Genomic DNA, 22,790 nt, shown 5'->3' on the forward strand with positions numbered 1-22,790 from the left:
CATGGATTGTGTTGGGTTGATTCAAATGACATCTGGCCCTAGTCCTGAATTGAACTTTGAGTACCTTGTTCAAGAGGTAGCAAAGTGCAAAGAGTCGGGGGCTAAGTGGGTTGTGTGTCCTGAAAACGCGTTAGTCTTTGGCAGTAAAGCCGACTATCACCAGTATGCTGAGCCTCTAAATGATGGCCCATTGCAAAAGAAAATCTCTGAGTTAGCAAAGCTTCAGAGAATTTGGATCGTCATTGGTAGTATGCCGATAAGCACAGCTAACGGCGTGACGACCACAACCTTGGTGATTGACGATTTTGGCAGTTTAGTGGCTCATTACGACAAGCTACACATGTTTGACGTAGATGTCGCCGATGCCCATAAGTGCTATCGAGAGTCGGATATTTTTACTCCGGGCAACCAAGTTGTGACAGCGGAAACGCCTTTTGGTCGCTTAGGTTTGAGTATTTGTTATGATGTGCGCTTTCCACACTTGTATTCAGAGTTACGCAAGCAAGGTGCACAAATCATTGTAGTTCCTGCGGCTTTTACAGCGGTAACGGGTCAAGCGCACTGGGAAGCATTATTAAGATGCCGCGCGATTGAAACACAGTCGTGGATTGTCGCGGTAGGTCAAGGTGGAAAACACCCTTGCCAAAGAGAAACATGGGGACACTCAATGGTGGTTGATCCATGGGGACAAGTGGTCGCACAGTTAGACCAAGATCCTAAAAGTATGGTGGTTGAGATAGACACATCCAGTTGCGAGTCCATTAGGCAAAATATGCCAATTACGCAACACTCTCGATTTACCAATCAATTTTAATTACAAACAAGAGCCATTTATGAGCATTAATCAAATTGAAGAAGCGCTACTGAACCCGACAGGGCTTACGGAGCAAAATATCGCAGATACATTGGCGAGCATTGCTACCCGCCAAATTGATTATGCTGATATCTACTTTCAGTCAAGCTGGCACGAATCTTTAGTGCTAGAAGACAGCATTATTAAAGACGGCTCTTTCAATATCGATTGCGGTGTTGGTGTTCGCGCGGTATCTGGCGAAAAGACCGGTTTTGCTTACTCTGACCAAATCCAATTGGATGGCCTTAAGCAGAGCGCGATTGCTGCTCGTGGTATCGCGAAGCAAGGTCAAAACGGCAAGGTTCATGCATTCAAGCGTAACTCGAACCAAACTTATTATGATGCAGTTAACCCGCTAGCGAGCTGGGAAAAACAGCAGAAAACAGAATTACTAAAATCATTAGATGCTTACATTCGCACTAAAGAGCCGATGGTGACTGAAGTATCGGTAAGCCTAAGCGGTGTGCATGAGCAGATGCTGGTTGCTGCGACTGATGGAACTTACGCAGGCGATATTCGTCCGCTTGTTCGTCTATCAATCAGTGTACTTGCTCAGAAAGGCGATCGCCGTGAGCGTGGTAGTGCTGGTGGTGGTGGCCGTTTTGGTTACGACTTCTTTCTAAGCGATGACAAAGGCACTCAAGTTGCTTATCAGTTTGCTGATGAAGCGATTCGTCAAGCGCTTGTTAACCTTGAAGCGGTTGCTGCGCCTGCTGGTGCAATGCCTGTGGTTCTTGGTTCTGGTTGGCCGGGCGTTCTACTGCACGAAGCGGTAGGTCATGGTCTAGAAGGTGACTTCAACCGTAAAGAGTCGTCAGTATTCTCGGGTAAAGTTGGCGAGCAAGTTACTTCAAGCCTATGTACGATTGTTGATGATGGTACATTGACTGATCTTCGTGGTTCATTGAACGTGGATGATGAAGGTGTTAACGGTCAGTACAACACGTTAATCGAAAACGGCATCCTAAAGGGTTACATGCAAGACAAGCTCAATGCTCGTCTAATGGGTGTCGCGCCTACGGGTAACGGTCGTCGTGAGTCTTACGCGCATCTTCCAATGCCACGTATGACTAACACCTACATGCTACCGGGTGAACATACTCCTGAAGAGATTATCTCAACGGTTGAAAGAGGCATCTATGCGCCAAACTTCGGCGGCGGTCAGGTTGATATTACTTCTGGTAAGTTTGTATTCTCGGCTTCTGAAGCGTACATGATTGAAAACGGTAAGATCACTCACCCAGTGAAGGGTGCAACGCTGATCGGTTCTGGTATCGAAGCGATGCAGCAAGTATCTATGGTTGGTAACGACCTAAGCATCGACCGCGGTGTGGGTGTGTGTGGTAAGGCTGGCCAAAGCGTGCCAGTCGGTGTTGGTCAACCAACATTGAAACTAGACTCGCTAACGGTTGGTGGTACTGAGTAATTCAGGTCAGCTGCGCGAGTTATTTTCAAAATCCCTCGCTATAAAATAAATTGAAAGCGCCTCCAATGTGAGGCGCTTTTTGTTTTTAGATTACTGATTTGGTGAGTGTATGAGTCGCTACATGTTTTCTTCAGCAAACTCAGCCAGTCGGCTGCGTACCACGCCATTGAGGTGGATATTGGCACTGCCTTCGAAGTTTTTAAAACGTTCAACCATGTAGGTTAAGCCCGAGGTGACAGGGGTTAGGTAGGAAGAATCTATCTGCGCTAGGTTTCCTGAGCAGACGATCTTAGTGCCTTCACCACAACGGGTGATGATGGTTTTGATTTGTGATGCGGTGAGGTTCTGACACTCATCGAGAAGCACAAAGGCATTTTGGATTGAACGGCCACGCATAAAGTTTATCGATTTGAACTGGATGTTGGCTTTATCACAGATGTATTTCATTGACCCTTCGGTGCAATGGTCATTCTTGTGCAGCGCTTCGAGTGTATCGGTTACCGCGGCCAGCCAAGGTAGCATCTTCTCTTCTTCGGTACCTGGGAGGAAGCCAATCGACTCACCAATGTCTGGCGTGTTTCGGGTTACGATGATCTTATCGAACTGCTTACGTTCAATGGTTTGTTCAAGGGCAGCGGCCATGGCTAATAGTGTCTTACCACTACCTGCCGCACCAGTGAGGATTACAAGGTCAATATCCGGGTCGAGTAGGGCATCTATCGCCATGCCTTGATAGACGTTCTTTGGTGTGATGTCCCATGCTCTGCGATTCATCAGCCTTTCTCGGCTGAGGTCTCTCAGGGTAATGCTTTCCGGCTCAATCTCCTCAACTCGAGCAGCAAAGTCACTTTCTTCATCAATCACATATTGGTTGAGGAAGGTTGGCTCGAACGGCGCTCTTGCTAAGGTATGCAGCGTCTTACCGCCTAGGCTTCTGCTCTCGACATTATCGATACCATCCCAAAACGATCCTTCCAGTTGTTGGAAGCCTTTGGTGAGGTATTGGATATCATCAATCAGTTGGTCGGTTTGATAGTCTTCAACAAAACGGACACCGGCGCCTTTAGCTCGCAAACGCATGTTGATGTCTTTGGTGATCAGAACCACTTCGCGTGGCGCGCGTTTATTTTGAAGATAGAGGACTGCGTTGAGGATTCGGTTATCGCCTGCCTTGTCATCAGCGAAGGCTTTGATGCTTTCTTGAAGTTCGTAATCTGCGAGTATTGAAATACTACCAGAGGCGTTAATGTCTTTAGAAAATGGAATGCCTTCCGATATTTGGTCTGGTGTTGCTTCCCTGAATAGGTCTTCGAGCGTTCGAATCGCAATTCTCGCATCTCGAGCAACGTCTCTTTTACTGTCTTTGATTCTGTCGAGTTCTTCTAGCACTGTCATGGGGATAACGACATCGTGCTCTTGGAAAGAAAATATAGCGAAGGGTTCGTGAAGTAGGATATTGGTGTCTAAAACAAATAGCTTCCGGTTGGTCTCGCCCATAGCATCTCCTTGCCGACGTGCGGCTTGCTTTGCATTCATTGAACGTAGATAAAGCTCATATAAAGATTAGTAGCTCATTCTGGTGATAGTCAACTACTTACCTAAACTTCATCTAGAGGAATATCGACATATCGTTGTGAGTGAATATGGCGTGTTCATTTAAGAGCAGCAATCTGCTACCTATAGATTAACCATGATTTTTTGACAGTTTGATTGCATTGGCGAAAACAGAAAAAAAGTGTGAAATCATCGCCTTTAGGCGTGACCTAAATCACAGCATCGAGTAATATTAGCGACCTTTTTCTGCACCATTTTCTTGAGATATTTATTATCGAGAGCGCACTTAAAAAGTGGCTGCAAACTAGGCATTTTTGGCTATATTTTTAATGCAGGAGCGATAACGCTCTTGTTTAAATTGCAGTTCAAATGACCAAATTCCAACTATAAGATTGAGGTAGTCGATTCATGACATTTGCTTTGGGGCAACGCTGGATAAGCGATACGGAGAGCGATTTAGGTTTAGGTACCGTTGTAGCAATGGATGCTCGAACAGTGACACTAATGTTTGCAGCATCAGAAGAAAACCGTGTCTATGCACGTACTGATGCTCCCGTAACCCGAGTAACGTTTAATGTCGGCGACGTCATCGAGTGCCAAGAGGGTTGGTCTTTATCGGTTGAGCAAGTGATCGAAGATAAAGGCATTCTGACTTACATGGGTACTCGTGAAGATACTCAGGAAGCGGATGTGGCTCTACGAGAAATCTTCTTAAGTAACCAAATTCGTTTTAATAAACCGCAAGATAAATTGTATGCAGGTCAAATTGATCGCATGGATAACTTTGTCTTGCGTTACCGTGCTTTAAGCAACCAATATCAACAGCATAAAAGCCCAATGCGCGGCCTGTGTGGTATGCGTGCTGGCTTGATTCCTCATCAGTTGTACATTGCTCATGAAGTGGGTCGTCGTCACGCTCCGCGCGTTTTACTAGCTGATGAAGTTGGCCTAGGTAAAACCATTGAAGCAGGCATGATCATTCACCAACAGGTGTTGTCTGGCCGTGCTGAACGTATTCTGATTGTGGTGCCTGAAACTCTGCAACACCAATGGTTAGTAGAGATGATGCGCCGTTTCAATCTGCACTTCTCTATCTTTGACGAAGAGCGTTGTATTGAAGCCTTTGCAGAGTCAGATAACCCATTCGATACACAACAATATGTTCTGTGTTCTTTGGATTTCCTACGTAAGAGCCGCAAGCGCTACGAACAAGCCCTTGAAGGCGAGTGGGACTTGTTGGTTGTCGATGAAGCGCACCACCTTGAGTGGAGCCAAGATAAGCCAAGCCGTGAATATCAAGTGGTTGAAGGCCTCTCTGAAAACACCTCTGGCGTACTGCTACTGACAGCGACCCCTGAACAGCTTGGTCGTGAGAGCCACTTTGCGCGTCTGCGTCTGCTTGATCCTGATCGCTTCTACGATTACGAAGCATTCGTTGAAGAAGAAGACCAATATGCACCGGTTGCTGATGCGGTAACGGCATTGTTCTCCGGCGTGAAGCTTGAAAACAGCGCGAAGAACCAGATTACAGAGCTACTTTCTGAGCAAGATGTAGAGCCTTTGTTCCGCATCATTGAAGGTGATAGTAGCGAAGAAGAGCAAGCGTTAGCTCGTCAAGAATTGATTGATAACCTTATGGATCGCCATGGTACAGGTCGTGTTCTATTCAGAAACACACGTGCTGCAATCAAAGGCTTCCCTAAGCGTAATGTAAACCTGCTGCCGATGGAAATTCCAACGCAGTACACAACGTCGATGCGCGTATCTGGCATGATCGGCGGCAAGATGGCTCCTGAAGCTCGTGCGATGAAGATGCTGTACCCAGAAGAGATCTTCCAAGAGTTTGAAGGTGAAGACTCAAGCTGGTGGCAGTTCGATTCACGCGTTAACTGGTTGATTGAAAAGATCCAAGACAAGCGCAGCGAAAAGATCCTAGTGATCGCTTCGCGTGCGAGTACAGCTCTTCAATTAGAGCAAGCACTGCGTGAGCGTGAAGGCGTGCGTGCAACGGTATTCCACGAAGGCATGTCGATTCTAGAGCGAGATAAAGCTGCGGCTTACTTTGCTCAAGAAGAGGGCGGTGCTCAGGTGCTTATCTGTAGTGAAATCGGCTCTGAAGGTCGCAACTTCCAGTTCGCTAACCAACTTGTGATGTTCGATCTACCGTTCAACCCAGACTTGCTTGAGCAACGTATTGGTCGTTTGGACCGTATCGGTCAGCTTCGAGATATCGACATTCATGTTCCTTACCTAAAAGGTACATCACAAGCGATTCTAGCGCGTTGGTTCGATGAAGGTTTGAATGCGTTTGCAGAGACTTGCCCAACCGGTCGCACGGTTTACGATAAGTATTCTGATGTACTGATCGAGATGCTGGCTTCTGGTAACACAGAGCAATTGGATGAAGTGATTGAAGAGTCAGCGAAGCTAAACCAAAGCCTGAAATCAGATCTAGAAAAGGGCCGAGATCGCCTACTAGAAATGCATTCAAATGGCGGCGACAAAGCGCATGAGATTGCCGAAAAGATTGCGTCGACTGACGGCGATACTAACCTAGTAACGTTTGCACTGAGCCTGTTCGACACGATTGGTTTGAACCAAGACGACAAAGGTGAAAATGCACTGGTTGTAACACCGTCTGAGCACATGATGGTGCCAAGCTACCCTGGCTTACCTTATGAAGGTGCAACGATCACGTTTGACCGTGAAACAGCGCTTTCTCGTGAAGACATGAACTTCATTAGCTGGGAACACCCAATGATTCAGGGCGGTATTGATCTGCTACTGAGTGAAGGTGTTGGTGCATCAGCGGTATCGCTATTGAAAAACAAAGCGCTGCCAGTCGGTACAATTCTACTTGAGTTGGTTTACCTTGTGGATGCGCAAGCGCCGAAACGTAGCGGTATCAGCCAGTTCTTACCTAAGACGCCAATTCGTTTAATGATGGACGGCCGTGGTAATGACTTGTCAGCTCAGGTTGAGTTCGATAGCTTTAACCGTCAATTAAGCCCGGTAAACCGTCACTTAGCAAGCAAGCTAGTGAACTCGGTACAAGGTGAGATTCACAAGCTAATTGAAGCCGGTGAGACGCACGTGATTCCTAAAGTGGAAGAAGTGCGTGAACAGGCTCAACGAGACATGCAGACTAACCTGAACGGTGAATTAGAGCGTCTACAAGCGCTTAAAGCCGTGAACCCTAATATTCGTGATGAAGAGCTAGAGGTTATCGAAGCTCAAATCAATGAACTGACAGGTTATATCAGCAAAGCTCAAGTTCAATTAGATTCACTACGTTTGATTGTGGTTTCTCACAACTAGTTTTGAATTAGTAAATGCTTTAACAAAAGAAGGCCTTCATGATGAAGGCCTTCTTTTTATCTAGCGTTTGAAAGCTGTATCGGTTGTTGAGAGATGTTCTGGCAAAGGAATTACATTAACCATTTCCACCAAATAAATACGGCTAAGAAGCCAAATAGGTAAGCCAGACCTGCCACAGACAACCATTTTAGCTTAGTGCCAATCGCCAGCGCTTTTGGAAGCTTTGTTTTACTTACTAAGATGAAGTTAAGCAATGCGAAGAATGGCGTGGTCGCAAACGCTAGCACCATCGCAAAATCAAGCATTGGCATCAGTGCTGCACTGAAGAACATCACGATGGAAAGTGCTGCGAGAGAGACGATGACGATCCAACCCTGTAGCATTTTTGGGCTGCTTTCTTTTTTAAGCAATAGACGTTGTGACTCAGCAAGCACGCGTGAATAACCGTCGATAACGGTAATGGTGCTGCCAAAAATACAGAAGAAGGCGATCAGAGCGATTAATGGACGAGACCATTCACCAATTGTAGAAGCGTAGATACCGACCAATTGATGGGTGAAGCCAACACCAGAGCGAGACAGTTCAACACCAGTTCCGTGAAGTACCAGTGCACCTAAAGCAACGAATACCAGAGCAAGCAACGCTGTGCCAATGTAGCCTACATTGAAATCGAACAGTGCTGATTGAGCGGTCACCTCTTGTTTCTCTTTTTGGCTTTTTAGCCACATAGAGGTGATGCTTGAGATCTCGATAGGAGCTGGCATCCAACCCATGGTTACCACGATAAAGCCGATAGCAGCCAATGACCAAGGCGACGGTGGAACAAAAGCAGCATCAGGTTCGACTGGAGAGCCAATAGCAATCGCAACAGCAGCCAAGGTTGTGATGGTCAAGATCGCCATGATCGCTTTAGATAGTGTATCGAGAGCACGATAATGGCCAGCAAACAGAATGATCAAACAGGTCGCTAAAACGATCATGCACAATGTGCTGGTAGCCAAATCAAAAGGAATAAAGTAGCTAAGCAAGCTTGCACTGAATAACAGTAAGGCTGCGGTATTCACAACGGCCGAAATAGCACTCAAAATAGAAAAGATCACAAGGTAAGGACGACCTAAGTTAGAGTAACCTTCCACCAAGCTTTGACCCGTTCCCAATGTATATTGGATGCCGGCTTTAAAGAACGGGTACTTAAATAGGTTCACTAGGATAATAAGAGCGGCAAGTTGCCAGCCATATATCGCCCCAGCTTTAGTAGATGCAACTAAATGTGAACCTCCCACAGCAGCTGCAGCCATCATGATACCTGGGCCAAGAGACTTAATTAACGTTGATAGGGGAGCAGAGGTTTGTGCTTTTGTTGTTGTGGTTTTAACCGTACTTTCCATCATTTTTCCTTTGATGCTGACTTCTTATTTTCCGTTCCCCTATCAATACCATGTTTTGTAAGGTCGTCAACTTTTATGTACAAAAAAGACTTAAATTGTATTTTTTAATAAACAACTTGACCATAAATTATTATTTAACAGTAACTAGAGGCTAGAATGGCGTTAGAACATTACGCACCACCACGTGACCCCTGGATTGATATTGTTTATCAAGATGACGATATTCTTGTGGTGAATAAACCTGCTGGCTTACTTTCAGTTCCTGGGAGGTTACCAGAGCATTACGACAGTATGTGGAGTCGCCTAGTCGTGGATTTTTCAGATATTCAGGTGGTGCACCGCTTGGATATGTCGACATCAGGCTTGATGCTGTTGGCTAAGCATAAGCAGGCTGAGCGCTATCTGAAGAAGCAGTTTCAATATCGACTGACACACAAACTCTATTACGCGCGAGTATGGGGTCTCGTTGAAGAAAAAGAAGGCGTGATAGACCTTCCTCTTATTTGCGACTGGCCAAATCGCCCGAAGCAAAAAGTGTGTTTCGAGGATGGTAAATCATCTCAAACTCGCTATGTGGTTGAGCAAGAAGAGGCACAAACGACCTTATTGAAGCTACTGCCTATCACGGGACGATCTCATCAGTTGCGAGTGCATTGTATGGAGATGGGGAATCCAATTGTAGGTGATGAGTTTTATGCCACGCCAGATGCGTTTAATTATAGCGATAGGTTAGCTTTGCACGCGTGTGAACTCAGTTTTTATCACCCGGCCAATGACCAGTTATTCAAAGCCTTTGTCCCTTGTGACTTTTATCCTCAAGCACGACCGCAAATTGAACAGCACTTTGAAATTGCGCCAGAGCTTCCAGACTACAGTAAGCTAAAAGCTTAGAATGATTCAATTGATATAAACTCAAGGACGTACAATGCCGAAGTTTAAAGTGGTCTTTCTCGACAGAGCCACCATCCCATCTCAAATCCATTTAAAACCGCTCAGCTTTGAACATGAGTGGTTGGAGTATGATTTTACTGCTCCAGAGCTCGTTGCTGAGCGCGTTGCGGGAGCAGATGTTGTTATCACCAATAAGGTTGTGCTCAACGCTGATAATTTGGCTCAAGCACGACAACTCAAGTTGATCGCAGTGTCAGCGACTGGCGTCAATAATGTCGATATCGACTATTGCAAGGGTAACAATATCGCAGTAGCTAACGTGCAAGGCTATGCGACTCAGTCGGTACCTGAACATGTGATAGCTATGCTGTTTACGCTAAAACGAAATCTTGTTGGCTACCATCAAGACATTGAAGCGGGAGAGTGGCAAAAGGATAAACAGTTCTGTTTCTTTACACATCCGATTCAAGATGTGGCAGGCAGCACATTAGGTTTAATCGGCAGTGGCAGTTTAGGGCAAGCGACTGCGATACTGGCTAAAGCGATAGGTATGAAGGTCATTTTTGCAGAGCGTAAAGGGGTAGATTCTTGTCGAGAGGGGTATCTGCCTTTTGATACTGTGTTGCAGCAAGCGGATGCGATCAGCTTACATTGTCCGTTGACCGAAGCGACTCGAAACCTGATTTCAGAGCAAGAGTTAGCAATGATGAAACCAAGCGCGGTGCTGATCAATGCGGGGCGTGGAGGGCTTGTCGATGAACAAGCTTTGGTTGAGGCTTTGGTAAATCATCAGATTGCGGGTGCAGGCATGGATGTGTTTACACAAGAGCCAGCAGACAACTCGAATCCACTATTGGCTAACAGTCACTTACCTAACTTACTGCTAACACCACATGTGGCGTGGGGCAGTGACAGCTCAATTCAAAAACTGTCGGATATCTTAATGGATAACATCGAGGCATTTGTTGAGGGTAAGCCACAGAACTTAGTGAGTTAGTTCATTCATGATATGAGTGGCTTTATGGACGCCAATTAAGCGTTTCAGAAACAAAAAGGTTGGCTTTTAGGCCAACCTTTTTAGGTGTTTATCTTAACGTTTATCGAACGGGTTAACCTTGAGGCTTAACCACTAACACATTGATTGGTGAGTTCTGTACGACTTTACTCGCGACTGAACCCAGTACAACTTTGTCGATTTTTGAACGCTTGTGGCTAGGCATGACGATAAGGTCAGCACCAAGTTTTTCCGCGTAATCTAAAATCGTTGTGTAAGTCTTGCCTTCGGCAACGTGAACTTTATACACCACTTCATCGTCAATGTGCTTGTCAGCAAACTCTTTCAGCTGATTTTTAACATCAAGCTTCATTTGGTTCGCCGCATCTTTCGGGAAGTAAGATGCAACCATCGACATGTGAATGCCAGGTAATACGTTCAAGATGTGGATTTCAGCATTACTGTGTTTCGCGTGCCATACCGCTAGCTCGACTGCTTTATCAGAAAAGCCTTTGTCGTTAAGATCAACGGGAACAAGGATTTGTCTATACATGTATTCGTCTCTTTTTGAGCAGCGCTTAGCCAATACCAAACGCTGTAATTATCTTTTCCATGTAGTAAAAAAGCCAAATAGATTAGAGCGCTACTTGGCTCTATCCATTACGCGCTAATCTCATCCTTACGAGCACGCCTTCTTTGGTTCATCGCTAAACCAATCAAAATCAGTAGGGCAGGCAAGAATACCCACTCTTTCATTGGTCGTTCTGCGTCTTGGATAACCGATTTAATTTCCCAATCAAAGTCAATGCCAGCGGCTTCTGCAGGGCTACCAAACTCAACCATATCAACAATCATCTTGTCGTCAGTTTGTGTCAGCATTAGGCCCATTGAAGCAATGCGGTCTTCACTTGTTGTTGCAGAATCTTCAAACGGAAGGCGAACTGTCTTCTCAGAATAGTTACCTTCTAAGTTTTCGCCACCTACTCTCAATTCAAGTGATTGTCCCACAGATAGATTTTCTGTGATTTGAGCGATCTCAACTCCAGGTGAAAGAACTTTCTCTGGATAAATCATGTCCCACCAGAAACCCGGGCGGAAGAAAGAGAAGGTCAGAACGATAAGCAGTATAGTTTCCCACCACTTGTTCTTGGTGAACCACCAACCTTGAGTTGCTGCTGCAAAGATAAGTACCGCAGTAACAGAAGAGAAAATCGTTAGTGCTAAGTGCCACCAAGAATCAATGCCCATCAACAGTAGTTGGGTATTGAAGATGAACATGAACGGCAAGATCGCGGTCCTGATATCGTAGGTAAAACCTTGAATACCTGTACGAATTGGGTCTGATTTCGCAATTGCGGCGGCCGCAAAGGCTGCCAGACCTACCGGAGGTGTGTCATCCGCAAGAATACCGAAGTAGAACACGAATAAGTGAACCGCAATCAGTGGAATGATCAATCCGTGCGCTGCACCTAACGTAACAATTACTGGTGCCATCAGTGTTGAAACAACGATGTAGTTCGCCGTTGTTGGCAAGCCCATACCTAAGATCAAGCTGATTACCGCAGTGAATAGCAACATAAGAATGATGCTACCGCCTGAGATGAACTCAACGAAATCAGTCATTACAAGGCCGATACCCGTCAGAGTCACCACGCCTACAACCGTACCTGCAGCAGCTGTCGCTACACCGATACCGATCATGTTACGTGCGCCTGAAACCAAGCTTTCTGCTAGGTCAACGAAACCCGCTTTAGTTTGCTCAGCAAGATCGTCCGATTTGTTCATCAGAGTCATTAAAGGACGCTGAGTGATCAAAATGAAGATCATGAATACTGTTGCCCAGAATGCAGATAAACCTGGAGAGAAGCGCTCAACGGTTAGACACCACACTAGTACGACAATCGGTAGTAAGAAGTGAAGACCTGATTTAATCGTTGGGCCTGGGTCTGGAACTTCAGTAAGCTCAGCATCGATTTCCATGCCGCCTTCAGCTGCGTATTTTGCTGATACGCGAACCAGAGCAACATAAGCGATCAATAACGCCACAGTTACGATAGGTGTTGCAGCATCGCCAAATACATCTTTCGTCCAACCGACACCGTAGTAAACCGCGGCACTGATAACACACAGACCTAAAATGGTACCAGTGAAAGACAGTAGGCTTTGTACGATAGTTGGTGTATGGCGACGAGGTAGGCCTGTCATGCCTGCTTTACATGCTTCTAGGTGAACAATGTAAATCAGAGCGATGTAAGAGATCAGAGCTGGCAGTAGTGCTGCTTTGATAACTTCTACATACGAAATACCCACATACTCAACCATCAAGAATGCTGCTGCACCCATAATAGGTGGTGTTAGTTGACCATTCGTTGAAGCCGCGACTTCTACGGCACCTGCTTTAGTACCTGGGAAGCCAACGCGCTTCATTAGCGGGATAGTAAAGGTACCCGTGGTTACCACGTTCGCGATAGATGAACCTGATACCAAACCAGACAGACCTGATGCAACAACAGCTGCTTTCGCTGGGCCGCCTTTCATGTGACCAAGTAGTGAGAATGCGACCTTGATAAAGTAAGCACCGGCACCGGCACGTTCTAGCATTGCACCAAACAGTACAAACAAGAATACAAATGACGTTGATACACCAAGAGCAACACCGAATACACCTTCAGTTGTTAGCCACAGATGCGACATTGCCTTGTTTAGGCTCGCACCTTTGTGGGCAATCACGTCTGGCATGTGAGGGCCGCCAAAGGTGTAAAGTAGGAATACTGCTGCCACAACCATAAGAGGTGGACCCAAAGCGCGTCGTGTTGCTTCAAGCAGTAAAACCATACCGAATACGGCCGCAACAATATCGAATGTTGTTGGTGCGCCCGAGCGCTCAGCGAGTTCAGTATAGAAAATATAGATATAAGAAGCTGAAAAGCTACCTACAAGCGCTAGTATCCAATCGACTGCGGGGATGCGATCCCTAGGCGAGTTCTTCATGGCTGGATAAGCGGTAAAGGCTAGGAAAATAGCAAACGTAAGATGAATTGCTCGAGCTTCAGTGTCGTTTAAAATTGCGAAGTTAAAAATGAACGGCAGCGGAGATGCATACCAAAGTTGGAACAGTGACCAACATAGAGGCACAAACCATAAAATACGGCCTTGGATACCACGAGGGTTACGCGCACCAGTATCTGATTGTGCCACCATTTCTTGCACATCTGGAGACGGTGTTGTTGTCTGCGTCATGTACTTTATCCTTATTATTGATGGTCTGCCTTTTCTTACGAACAACCAAACGTTATTTATTTCCTATCAATTGTAGTGAATGGAAAAGGAAATGCGTTCTTTGTTCGTCTTTGTCTTAGGCTTGATACGAAGGTAAGTTCTCCAAATTGGAGAAACTTAAAGGGTTGTTCTTTTCACTTAAGTTATTTTTATAAACGTGAAAAGCCAATAAGGAGGGCTGGCCTCCTTATTGGTATAGTAGGCTTAAAGTAGAGTTACTTTAGAAGGCCTACTTCTTTGTAGTATTTTGCTGCGCCTGGGTGAAGAGGGATAGAGATACCCGCTTTAACCATGTCTTCTTTTTTCAGGTTAGCAAATGCTGGGTGTAGGCGTTTGAAGGTAGCGAAGTTTTCAAATACTGCTTTAGCAACGTTGTATGCAACTTCTTCAGAAACGTCTGAAGTTGTTACCATAGTTGCTGCAACACCGAAGCTGTTTACGTCAGCGTCTGTACCACGGTACATGCCAGCAGGAACTGTGCTGTAAGCGTAGTATGGGTTTTCAGCTACGATCTTGTCGATCTGTGGACCTGTTGCTGAAACCAGTTTTGCATCACAAGACGTTGTTGCTTCTTTGATTGATCCGTTCGGGTGACCAACCATGTAGATGAATGCATCAATCTTGTTATCACAAAGTGCTTGTGAACGCTCAGAGCCTTTAAGTTCAGAAGCAAGCTTGAAGCTGTCGTTAGTCCAGCCCATAGCGTCCATTACAACACCCATCGTTGCACGGTCACCAGAACCTGGGTTCCCAATGTTTACACGCTTACCAGCTAGGTCAGACACATTGTTGATGCCAGCATCGGTACGAGCGATGATGTTGAACGGTTCTGTATGTAGAGAGAACATCGCGCGAAGTTTTTTGTATTCGCCCTGATCTTTGAACTTACTTGTACCGTTGTAGCCGTGGTATTGCCAGTCCGATTGAACAACACCGAAATCTAGTTCACCAGCACGGATGGTATTAACGTTGTAGATTGAACCACCAGTAGACTCTACAGAACAACGAATGTTGTGGTCTTTGCGGCCCTTGTTCACTAACTTACAAATCGCACCACCAGTTGGGTAGTAAACACCCGTAACTGAACCAGTACCAATCGTGATGAACTCTTGAGCGTTAACAGCGCCAGCGCCCATTACAGCAGCTGCAATAGCACCAACTTTAATAAGTTTGGTAAATGCCATGAATTTCCCTTCCTTTATTCATTATTAACCCTGAAACAAGTGTAGTTGCTTCTGGAGTTTCCTATTTGGAAACGGCACCTTTTTCAATCCATGTGATGAAAAAGTGGCTGAATAATATCAAAAATTGGCAGAAAATTACTCAAATGTTAAAAGATATAGCTAAAAAATCTAACAAATGACGGTTAGATCTCGTGTTTAATTTGCTATTGAGTTTTTTAAAATCAATGGTTTAGTGGGTTTTAAGAGGGGAGGGTATGGATATCTTAGGATGTGATTTGGATCACGAAGCGAATAGATGTTCATGATCCATTAGTAGCTGTGATAGTTATGAAACTATGACAATTATCCAGCGTATTCAAACAGTTCGCACACTGAATCAAACAGTTGCTTAGTGGTCACTGACAAGGTTGGAGTAATGAAGATAGTGTCATCACCTGCGACTACGCCCAGTATACCTTCCGACTTACCTAGTGAGTCTAATAAACGAGCAATCAGTTGCGCAGCACCAGGGCCTGTGTGTATCACCACCAATGCATTGTTGTGGTCAATGTCTAGCACCAACTCTCGTAAAGAGCTAGAAACGGTCGGAACACCAAGCTCAGCAGGAAGACAGTAAACCATCTCCATTTTTGCGTTACGAGTTCGAACGGCACCAAACTTGGTTAACATACGCGAGACTTTAGACTGGTTGATGCTTTCAAAACCTTCGTGTTTTAGGGCATCCACAATTTCGCCTTGTGAGCCAAAACGTTCTTCTTTTAGTAAGGCTTTAAATGCACGAACTAAGTTGTCTTGCTTTTCTGTATTGCGCATATGTCATTCTTATTCATTAACAAAGATGTTTGCATATTCTCGCATACATATTCAATTTTAGCCAAAACATCCCTGTAATTTGTTAGTCATATCACTGTAAATGTTTAATAGAATAATGTGTTATTTGCGACGACTTATTTTGTTATTTCAGATGATTATCGCCATAATGCGAACTTGCTGTGTAGCACGGTTTTATTGACTTGCGCGAAGTCGCAAAGCTAGCGTTAATTGATTGTAATCACTTTGTGATTAATATAGTTTTTTAACTTAGATTTAGCTCAAGAATTACCCTACAAAGAATCTATAAGAGAAATCTCTCAAGGAGAATAACAATGAAAGTAGCTGTTATTGGTGCCGCTGGTGGCATCGGTCAAGCCCTAGCCCTACTACTAAAGAACCGCCTACCTGCTGGTTCAGATCTTGCACTTTACGATATTGCACCGGTAACTCCGGGTGTTGCTGCCGATCTTAGCCATATCCCAACGCCTGTTTCTATCAAAGGTTACGCCGGTGAAGATCCAACTCCAGCACTAGAAGGTGCGGATGTTGTACTTATTTCTGCAGGTGTTGCTCGTAAGCCTGGTATGGATCGTGCGGATCTTTTCAATGTGAACGCTGGCATTGTTAAGTCTCTTGCAGAGAAAATCGCAGTTACTTGTCCTACTGCTTGTGTTGGTATTATCACTAACCCAGTAAACACAACAGTCCCAATTGCGGCTGAAGTATTGAAGAAAGCGGGTGTTTACGACAAGCGTCGTCTATTTGGTATTACGACTCTTGATGTGATTCGTTCTGAAACGTTCGTTGCTGAACTAAAAGACAAAGATCCAGGCGACATCCGTGTTCCTGTTATCGGTGGTCACTCAGGTGTAACTATTCTTCCTCTACTTTCTCAAGTTGAAGGCGTAGAGTTCACTGACGAAGAAATCGCAGCACTAACGACTCGTATCCAAAATGCAGGTACGGAAGTAGTAGAAGCTAAAGCGGGTGGCGGCAGTGCGACACTATCTATGGGTCAAGCGGCTTGTCGCTTCGGTCTTGCACTAGTGAAAGCTCTTCAAGGCGAAGAGAACGTGATTGAGTGTGCATACGTTGAAGGTGAAGGCGAGCACGCACCATTCTTCGCTCAACCAGTTAAGCTAGGTAAAGAGGGCGCAGAAGCGATCCTTAGCTATGGTGAACTGAGCGACTTTGAGCGTAACGCTTTAGATAGCATGCTTGAAACGCTAAATGGCGATATTGAGATTGGTGTTGAATTCGCTAAATAAGCGATAGATAGCTGAACTCTGCTAAAAAGACAGTTAATGAAAGTCGATCATTGTGATCGGCTTTTTTGATCCTTGTATTCAACCCACTCGTATTCTTTTTGTTATTACGAAGAATTAGGGTATTGGATTATGACTAGAGTACAAAAGGGAATGAATGTTAACTATCTAGGTCGCTTGGGCAAGATATTGGTTATCGATGAGCAAGAGCAGTTCGCTTTGTTTGAGTCTTACAACAGTCATAAGCAATATGCGGTTCCGTTGGAAGAACTTGAAGAGATAGAAGTGCAATTACCTTTATCATTAGAATCGAGTCGATATTAAAACCCAGAGTAATATCTAGCAGGATCAAAAAAAGAGCCAACCGGCTCTTTTTATTATATAGCTGTTTACTTAGCTTCTATTTACTTGCTACGTTTTACTGCAAGGTGAGCTAGCGTAGTTAAAGCCTGCTTATATTCTGAATCAGGAAGAATAGAAAGCTCAGCTATCGCTTTATCAGCTTCTTCATAGGCTTTATTGGTCGTGTACTCTAACGAGCCTGTCTCTTTCATTACAGACATAATGTCGTCGAGACGTTCCATACCATTGGCTTTTTCGATCGCTTCACGAATCATGCTCGCTTGGTCTGGAGAGCCATTACGCATTGCGTAAAGCAACGGTAACGTCGGTTTACCTTCTGCTAGGTCATCACCAACATTTTTACCCATCTCTTTACCATCAGCGGTGTAGTCCATCACATCATCAATAAGCTGGAATGCCGTTCCTAGGTATTTACCGTAGTTTTGCATCGCCGTTTCGATTTCAGGTGAAGACTCTGTAAGAATCGCGCCGATTTGGGTTGCGGCTTCAAACAAACGAGCGGTCTTTGAATAGATCACCTGCATGTAGCTTTCTTCTGTAGTGTCTGGGTTATTACAGTTCATCAATTGTTGAACTTCACCCTCGGCGATCACGTTTACTGATTCGCTCATTAGCTCAAGGATCCTTAAAGATCCTAGCGTCGTCATCATTTGGAATGAGCGGGTATAAATAAAATCACCAACCAAAACGCTAGCTGCATTACCAAACGCTGCGTTGGCTGTTGCTTTGCCGCGTCTCATGTCCGATTCGTCGACGACATCATCATGAAGTAAAGTTGCTGTGTGAATAAACTCAATAAAGGCAGCTGAGGTGATATGAGCTTCACCTTGATAACCAAGAGCGCGAGCAGATAAAAGAGCAAGCAAAGGACGTAGGCGTTTGCCACCGCCGCTAACGATATAAAAACCAAGCTGGTTGATTAAACTTACGTCAGAATTAAGTTGGGCTTGAATTGTTTCATTCACTTTTGCCATATCATTGGCAGTAAGCGTTTGGATAGCTTTAAAATCCATTGTTCATCCGGCTGAAGTTAGACCCTGTAAGGCTTATACGTTGTATTTAATTGTTGAATAATACACTAAAAAACGTTGATTAATACATCACTTAAGGGCATCATTGCCGCACTTTTCTTTGGCGAACATGTTTTCGCCAATATTTTAAAAATATGGCTTGTCATAGCGCCATGATTCCCGTAGAATCTGCGCCCTATTGATTAGTTTAGCGCACACCCGAGTTGTACAATTAACAACCATAGGCTGTGCGGAAAAAGCGGAGTAAAATATGTACGCTGTTTTCCAATCTGGTGGCAAACAACACCGAGTAAGCGAAGGTCAAACACTTCGTTTAGAGAAATTAGACGTTGAAACTGGTGCAACTGTTGAATTTGATAAAGTTCTTCTTGTTGCTAACGGCGAAGAAATCGCTGTTGGTGCACCTCTTGTAGAAGGTGGTAAGGTTACTGCGGAAGTAGTACAACACGGTCGTGGCGATAAAGTAAAAATCGTTAAGTTCCGTCGTCGTAAGCACTCACGTAAGCAAGCTGGTCACCGTCAGTGGTTCACAGAAGTGAAAATCACTGGCATTAACGCTTAAGTATTAGGAGAGTTTAACAATGGCACATAAAAAAGCTGGCGGTTCTACTAATAACGGCCGCGATTCAGAAAGCAAACGTCTTGGTGTTAAGCGTTTTGGTGGTGAATCTGTTCTTGCAGGTAACATCATCGTTCGTCAACGTGGTACTAAGTTCCACGCTGGCACAAACGTTGGCATCGGTAAAGACCATACTCTTTTCGCTCTTACTGAAGGTAAAGTGAAATTTGCAGTAAAAGGTCCTAAAAACCGCAAGTTTGTAAGCATCGAAGCTGAGTAATTTAATCTTTAACTAGATTATTTATACTAGCTTTCAAGCTGAATTCAAAAGCCCTGCCGATTCGGCAGGGTTTTTTATTTATAGCGAGAATAAAAAAGTAGACGCTCTGGCTTTAGTTTGAGAATCAGTTTGGTTTTTGATAAACAGTTTTGTTTTAAGAAGCCGTTTGTTTTTTAAGAAACAGAAAGCAAAGAACCTCTCCTTATTTGTTCCTTGGTTGCAGATCGATCTAGATCTTAGGTGATCGATCTAAACACGGATCTGCTAGAATTTATATCACTCCTTGATGAGTGGTAACGCAACGTAAGTGCGGAGTTAAAAAATGAAATTCGTTGATGAAGCATCAGTAAAAATAGAAGCCGGTGATGGCGGTAATGGTACAGTAAGCTTTTGGCGCGAAAAATTCGTCGCTAAAGGTGGTCCTGACGGCGGTGATGGCGGTGACGGCGGCGATGTTTACATCCAAGCGGATGAAAACTTAAATACGCTGATCGATTATCGTTTTCAACGTTTTTACAGCGCTGAACGTGGCGAGAATGGCCGCGGTGGTAACTGTACTGGTAAACGTGGTAAAGATATTACACTGAAAGTACCTGTAGGTACTCGTGCTGTGGATATCCACACCAACGAAATCGTTGCTGAAGTTGCTGAACACGGCAAGAAAATCATGGTTGGTAAAGGCGGTTGGCATGGTCTTGGTAACACGCGTTTTAAGTCGTCTGTTAACCGTGCTCCTCGTCAAAAGACAATGGGTACTAAAGGCGAAGTTCGCGAACTACGTTTAGAGCTTCTTCTATTGGCTGATGTTGGTATGCTTGGCTTACCAAATGCAGGTAAATCTACCTTTATTCGCTCAGTATCTGCTGCGAAACCAAAAGTCGCGGATTACCCATTTACTACATTGATCCCAAGCTTGGGTGTAGTGAGCGTGGTTCCTGAGAAGAGCTTCGTTGTTGCTGACATTCCTGGTCTAATCGAAGGCGCAGCTGATGGCGCAGGCCTCGGCATTCGTTTCTTGAAGCACCTTGAGCGTTGTCGTGTTCTTCTTCACATGATCGATATTTTACCGATTGATGGTTCTGATCCTATTCAGAACGCATTGACGATCATTGACGAGCTAGAGCAATACAGCGAAAAAGTGGCGGAGAAACCTCGCTGGTTAGTATTCAACAAAGTTGATCTAATGCCTGAAGAAGAAGCGGACGAAAAGATTCAAGAAATTGTCGAAGCTTTAGGTTGGGAAGGCGAGTACTTCAAGATCTCTGCTGTAAACAAGATCGGTACGAAAGATCTTTGCTTCAAACTAGGTGAGTTCATGGAGAACCTACCTCGTGAAGTTGAAGCTATTGAAGAAGAAGAAAAAGTTAACTTTATGTGGGATGACTACCATAAAGATGCGATGGCCGGTAAGAATGTCGTTACTGAAGATGACGACGATTGGGATGACTGGGATGACGAAGAAGATGACGGTCATGTTATCTATGTTCGTGACTAATCCTCATCGTTTCTTATAAATACTTTGGTCGCTTCTTCTAAAGCACACTGATAGTTTTACTAAACCGCAATGAAAATTGCGGTTTTTTTGTATCTAAATCATTATGTCTTATCAAATTTTAATGCAGAATTTATTTCTAGATAATTAATACCAATCGTAGTAAATAACTGGTCACCCTAGCTTGTTAAAACGCTCGATAACTGCGTTAGAGATTTTGATTGTAGAATAACTACTTATCGAAAATCTCTGCCTTGTTCTCAAGCTTTTTTCCTGCGCTATTTCTGATCACTTACTTACTGTGATTGGTATAACGCCTATGGGAAGGAAATCATGGCATCAGAACAAAGAGCGATCTCAAGGTTAGTCGCTCAATCAGGACAAATGTTATTGGCACACGGCGCTGAGAGCACATTAGTCGGCGATATTATGCGCCGCATCGGTATTGCTTGTGGGGTGAATGAGGTTGAAGTTGCACTGTCAGCCAATGCGTTGGTCGTGACAACAGTAATGGATGATCACTGTATAACGACTACTCGAAGCTGTGCTGATCGTGGCATTAATATGCAGGTTATCACCGATATTCAACGTATTTGCATCATGATGGAGAAGGGAATTCTTGATTATGATTTGGCGAATAAAAAGATTCAAAACATCAGCCCCGAGCGCTACAACCGTTGGTTAGTGGTTGTGATGATAGGGTTATCATGCGCCTCTTTTAGTCATCTAGCCGGTGGGGATTGGCAAGTCTTCATGATGACCTTTATCGCTTCAGCTTGCGGTATGATCGTCAGGCAAGAGATTGGTCATCGCCATTTCAATCCGCTATTAAACTTTGCTATCACAGCATTCGTTACTACGACCATTTCAGCGCAAGCGGTTCTTTATAACATCGGTGGTCAACCCACTATCGTGATGGCTTCTTCTGTGCTGATGCTTGTACCCGGTTTCCCTCTGATTAACTCTGTCGCTGATATGCTCAAGGGTCACATCAATATGGGTTTGGCGCGCTTTACTATGGCCAGTTTATTAACTTTAGCGACGAGCTTGGGCATTGTCGCGGCGATGAGTTTATCGGATGTTTGGGGGTGGGCGAGCTAATGAGTATTTTTGAACTGTTTTTAGGTTTACTCAACGATATGTTTTTCGCAGCGATTCCTGCGGTTGGGTTTGCATTGGTATTTAACGTTCCGCAACGCGCTTTAATTTATTGTGCACTAGGTGGTTCTATCGGTCATGGTAGCCGTTATCTGATGATGCACTTTGGTATTCCAATCGAATGGGCAACATTCTTCGCCGCGACTGTTGTTGGCATGATAGGGGTTCATTGGTCGCATAAACTGTTAGCGCATCCAAAGGTTTTTACGGTTGCAGCCCTAATTCCTATGATTCCTGGTGTATTTGCCTTTAAGGCGATGATTGCCATGGTGGAGATTAACAGGGCCGGCTACACACCAGAATTGCTGGCAATGTTGATGGAGAACTTTTTAAAATCGATGTTCATTATCGCAGGTCTTGCGGTTGGCTTAGCTGTGCCTGGGCTGTTATTCTATCGCCGTAGACCTATCGTCTAGCTTCAATTTTACTCTCATGTAAGGACAGGACCTTCGATTTATGATCATCAGTATGATAGCGGCAATGGCAGACAATCGTGTAATCGGTAAAGACAATCAGATGCCTTGGTATTTACCTGCGGATTTTGCATGGTTTAAACGCTCGACGATGGGTAAACCTGTCGTGATGGGACGTAAGACCTACGACTCAATTGGTCGCCCTTTACCGGGTCGGCTAAATGTCGTAATCAGCCGTGATGAGAGTTTAAAGATTGAAGGTGTAACGACGGTTACTTCTATTGAAAATGCTCTGGAGCTCGTTAGTGATGTTGAAGAGGTGATGATTATCGGTGGCGGTTCAATCTATGAAAGCTGTCTCCCTAAAGCAGATAAGCTGTACCTGACTTATATCGATTTTGACGTTGATGGTGATACTCAATTCCCAGATTGGGGAGAAGGTTGGAAGCAGAGCTTTAGCGATACGTATCAAGCGGATGAGAAAAACAAATACAATATGGAGTTCGTGATTCTCGAGCGCTAACTATGC

20 protein-coding genes are annotated in these 22,790 nt (G+C 44.6%); 13 read left to right on the forward strand and 7 right to left on the reverse strand.

Annotation, left to right across the window (positions count from 1 at the left end):
- Nucleotide 1 precedes the first annotated feature (1 nt).
- Together ITG09_02085 and tldD are read left to right on the forward strand one after the other, a co-directional pair.
- Nucleotides 2–814, forward strand: coding sequence for a carbon-nitrogen hydrolase family protein (locus ITG09_02085; GenBank protein UPR52461.1), 813 nt, complete (start codon nucleotides 2–4; stop codon nucleotides 812–814).
- Between the two features lie 19 nt (nucleotides 815–833).
- The gene (gene tldD / locus ITG09_02090; protein UPR52462.1) at nucleotides 834–2,279 is read left to right on the forward strand and encodes a metalloprotease TldD; all 1,446 of its coding nucleotides are present in this window, start codon (nucleotides 834–836) and stop codon (nucleotides 2,277–2,279) included.
- A gap of 117 nt (nucleotides 2,280–2,396) precedes the next feature.
- On the opposite strand, the gene ITG09_02095 is transcribed toward tldD, so the two are convergent.
- A complete protein-coding gene (locus tag ITG09_02095) occupies nucleotides 2,397–3,776 on the reverse strand; it encodes a PhoH family protein (GenBank protein UPR52463.1) in 1,380 nt (459 codons plus the stop codon).
- A 465-nt stretch (nucleotides 3,777–4,241) separates the two neighbouring features.
- Between ITG09_02095 and rapA the strand changes: the two genes are divergently transcribed.
- Entirely contained in the window at nucleotides 4,242–7,151 is a 2,910-nt protein-coding gene (gene rapA / locus ITG09_02100) for an RNA polymerase-associated protein RapA (protein ID UPR52464.1), read from the forward strand.
- Nucleotides 7,152–7,261: 110 nt separating this feature from the next.
- Here the strand turns inward: rapA and ITG09_02105 are convergent, their stop codons facing one another.
- A complete protein-coding gene (locus ITG09_02105) occupies nucleotides 7,262–8,539 on the reverse strand; it encodes a divalent metal cation transporter (GenBank protein UPR52465.1) in 1,278 nt (425 codons plus the stop codon).
- 156 nt (nucleotides 8,540–8,695) lie between these two features.
- Here ITG09_02105 and ITG09_02110 point away from each other — a divergent pair, with 156 nt between their 5' ends.
- Nucleotides 8,696–9,430 (forward strand): RNA pseudouridine synthase, encoded by a 735-nt coding sequence (locus ITG09_02110; protein UPR52466.1) that lies wholly within the window; start codon nucleotides 8,696–8,698, stop codon nucleotides 9,428–9,430.
- A 34-nt stretch (nucleotides 9,431–9,464) separates the two neighbouring features.
- Nucleotides 9,465–10,427 (forward strand): D-2-hydroxyacid dehydrogenase, encoded by a 963-nt coding sequence (locus ITG09_02115; GenBank protein ID UPR52467.1) that lies wholly within the window; start codon nucleotides 9,465–9,467, stop codon nucleotides 10,425–10,427.
- 112 nt (nucleotides 10,428–10,539) lie between these two features.
- Here ITG09_02115 and ITG09_02120 read toward each other — a convergent pair whose 3' ends face one another.
- From ITG09_02120 to argR, 4 genes are all read right to left on the reverse strand, one after another.
- Nucleotides 10,540–10,977: a universal stress protein gene (locus ITG09_02120; protein UPR52468.1), complete on the reverse strand. Its 438-nt coding sequence runs from the start codon at nucleotides 10,975–10,977 to the stop codon at nucleotides 10,540–10,542.
- 107 nt (nucleotides 10,978–11,084) lie between these two features.
- Complete coding sequence (locus ITG09_02125) at nucleotides 11,085–13,664, reverse strand: TRAP transporter permease (GenBank protein ID UPR52469.1); 2,580 nt, start codon at nucleotides 13,662–13,664, stop codon at nucleotides 11,085–11,087.
- Nucleotides 13,665–13,918: 254 nt separating this feature from the next.
- Nucleotides 13,919–14,887: a TAXI family TRAP transporter solute-binding subunit gene (locus tag ITG09_02130; protein ID UPR52470.1), complete on the reverse strand. Its 969-nt coding sequence runs from the start codon at nucleotides 14,885–14,887 to the stop codon at nucleotides 13,919–13,921.
- 342 nt (nucleotides 14,888–15,229) lie between these two features.
- The gene (gene argR, locus ITG09_02135) at nucleotides 15,230–15,700 is read right to left on the reverse strand and encodes a transcriptional regulator ArgR (protein UPR52471.1); all 471 of its coding nucleotides are present in this window, start codon (nucleotides 15,698–15,700) and stop codon (nucleotides 15,230–15,232) included.
- A 332-nt stretch (nucleotides 15,701–16,032) separates the two neighbouring features.
- Here argR and mdh point away from each other — a divergent pair, with 332 nt between their 5' ends.
- Together mdh and ITG09_02145 are read left to right on the forward strand one after the other, a co-directional pair.
- Nucleotides 16,033–16,968, forward strand: coding sequence for a malate dehydrogenase (mdh, locus tag ITG09_02140; GenBank protein UPR52472.1), 936 nt, complete (start codon nucleotides 16,033–16,035; stop codon nucleotides 16,966–16,968).
- A 129-nt stretch (nucleotides 16,969–17,097) separates the two neighbouring features.
- On the forward strand, nucleotides 17,098–17,289 hold the full coding sequence (locus ITG09_02145; GenBank protein ID UPR52473.1) for a hypothetical protein: 192 nt from the start codon (nucleotides 17,098–17,100) through the stop codon (nucleotides 17,287–17,289).
- Nucleotides 17,290–17,369: 80 nt separating this feature from the next.
- Here ITG09_02145 and ispB read toward each other — a convergent pair whose 3' ends face one another.
- Nucleotides 17,370–18,341 carry an octaprenyl diphosphate synthase gene (gene ispB / locus ITG09_02150; GenBank protein ID UPR52474.1) on the reverse strand — a complete coding sequence of 324 codons (972 nt, stop codon included), beginning with the start codon at nucleotides 18,339–18,341 and terminating at the stop codon, nucleotides 17,370–17,372.
- 268 nt (nucleotides 18,342–18,609) lie between these two features.
- Here ispB and rplU point away from each other — a divergent pair, with 268 nt between their 5' ends.
- The 6 genes from rplU to folA all read left to right on the forward strand — a co-directional run bounded on the left by rplU (nucleotide 18,610) and on the right by folA (nucleotide 22,784).
- Nucleotides 18,610–18,921, forward strand: coding sequence for a 50S ribosomal protein L21 (gene rplU, locus ITG09_02155; protein UPR52475.1), 312 nt, complete (start codon nucleotides 18,610–18,612; stop codon nucleotides 18,919–18,921).
- A 19-nt stretch (nucleotides 18,922–18,940) separates the two neighbouring features.
- Entirely contained in the window at nucleotides 18,941–19,198 is a 258-nt protein-coding gene (rpmA, locus tag ITG09_02160; protein ID UPR52476.1) for a 50S ribosomal protein L27, read from the forward strand.
- A gap of 322 nt (nucleotides 19,199–19,520) precedes the next feature.
- Nucleotides 19,521–20,693 (forward strand): Obg family GTPase CgtA, encoded by a 1,173-nt coding sequence (gene cgtA, locus ITG09_02165; protein ID UPR52477.1) that lies wholly within the window; start codon nucleotides 19,521–19,523, stop codon nucleotides 20,691–20,693.
- 330 nt (nucleotides 20,694–21,023) lie between these two features.
- On the forward strand, nucleotides 21,024–21,791 hold the full coding sequence (locus tag ITG09_02170) for a threonine/serine exporter family protein (protein ID UPR52478.1): 768 nt from the start codon (nucleotides 21,024–21,026) through the stop codon (nucleotides 21,789–21,791).
- On the forward strand, nucleotides 21,791–22,264 hold the full coding sequence (locus tag ITG09_02175) for a threonine/serine exporter family protein (GenBank protein ID UPR52479.1): 474 nt from the start codon (nucleotides 21,791–21,793) through the stop codon (nucleotides 22,262–22,264). The genes ITG09_02170 and ITG09_02175 overlap by 1 nt, the downstream gene beginning before the upstream one ends.
- Before the next feature lie 40 nt (nucleotides 22,265–22,304).
- Nucleotides 22,305–22,784 (forward strand): type 3 dihydrofolate reductase, encoded by a 480-nt coding sequence (folA, locus tag ITG09_02180; protein UPR52480.1) that lies wholly within the window; start codon nucleotides 22,305–22,307, stop codon nucleotides 22,782–22,784.
- Nucleotides 22,785–22,790: the final 6 nt, after the last annotated feature.

Source organism: Vibrio cyclitrophicus (assembly GCA_023206055.1).
Classification (GTDB): Bacteria; Pseudomonadota; Gammaproteobacteria; order Enterobacterales; family Vibrionaceae; genus Vibrio; species Vibrio cyclitrophicus_A.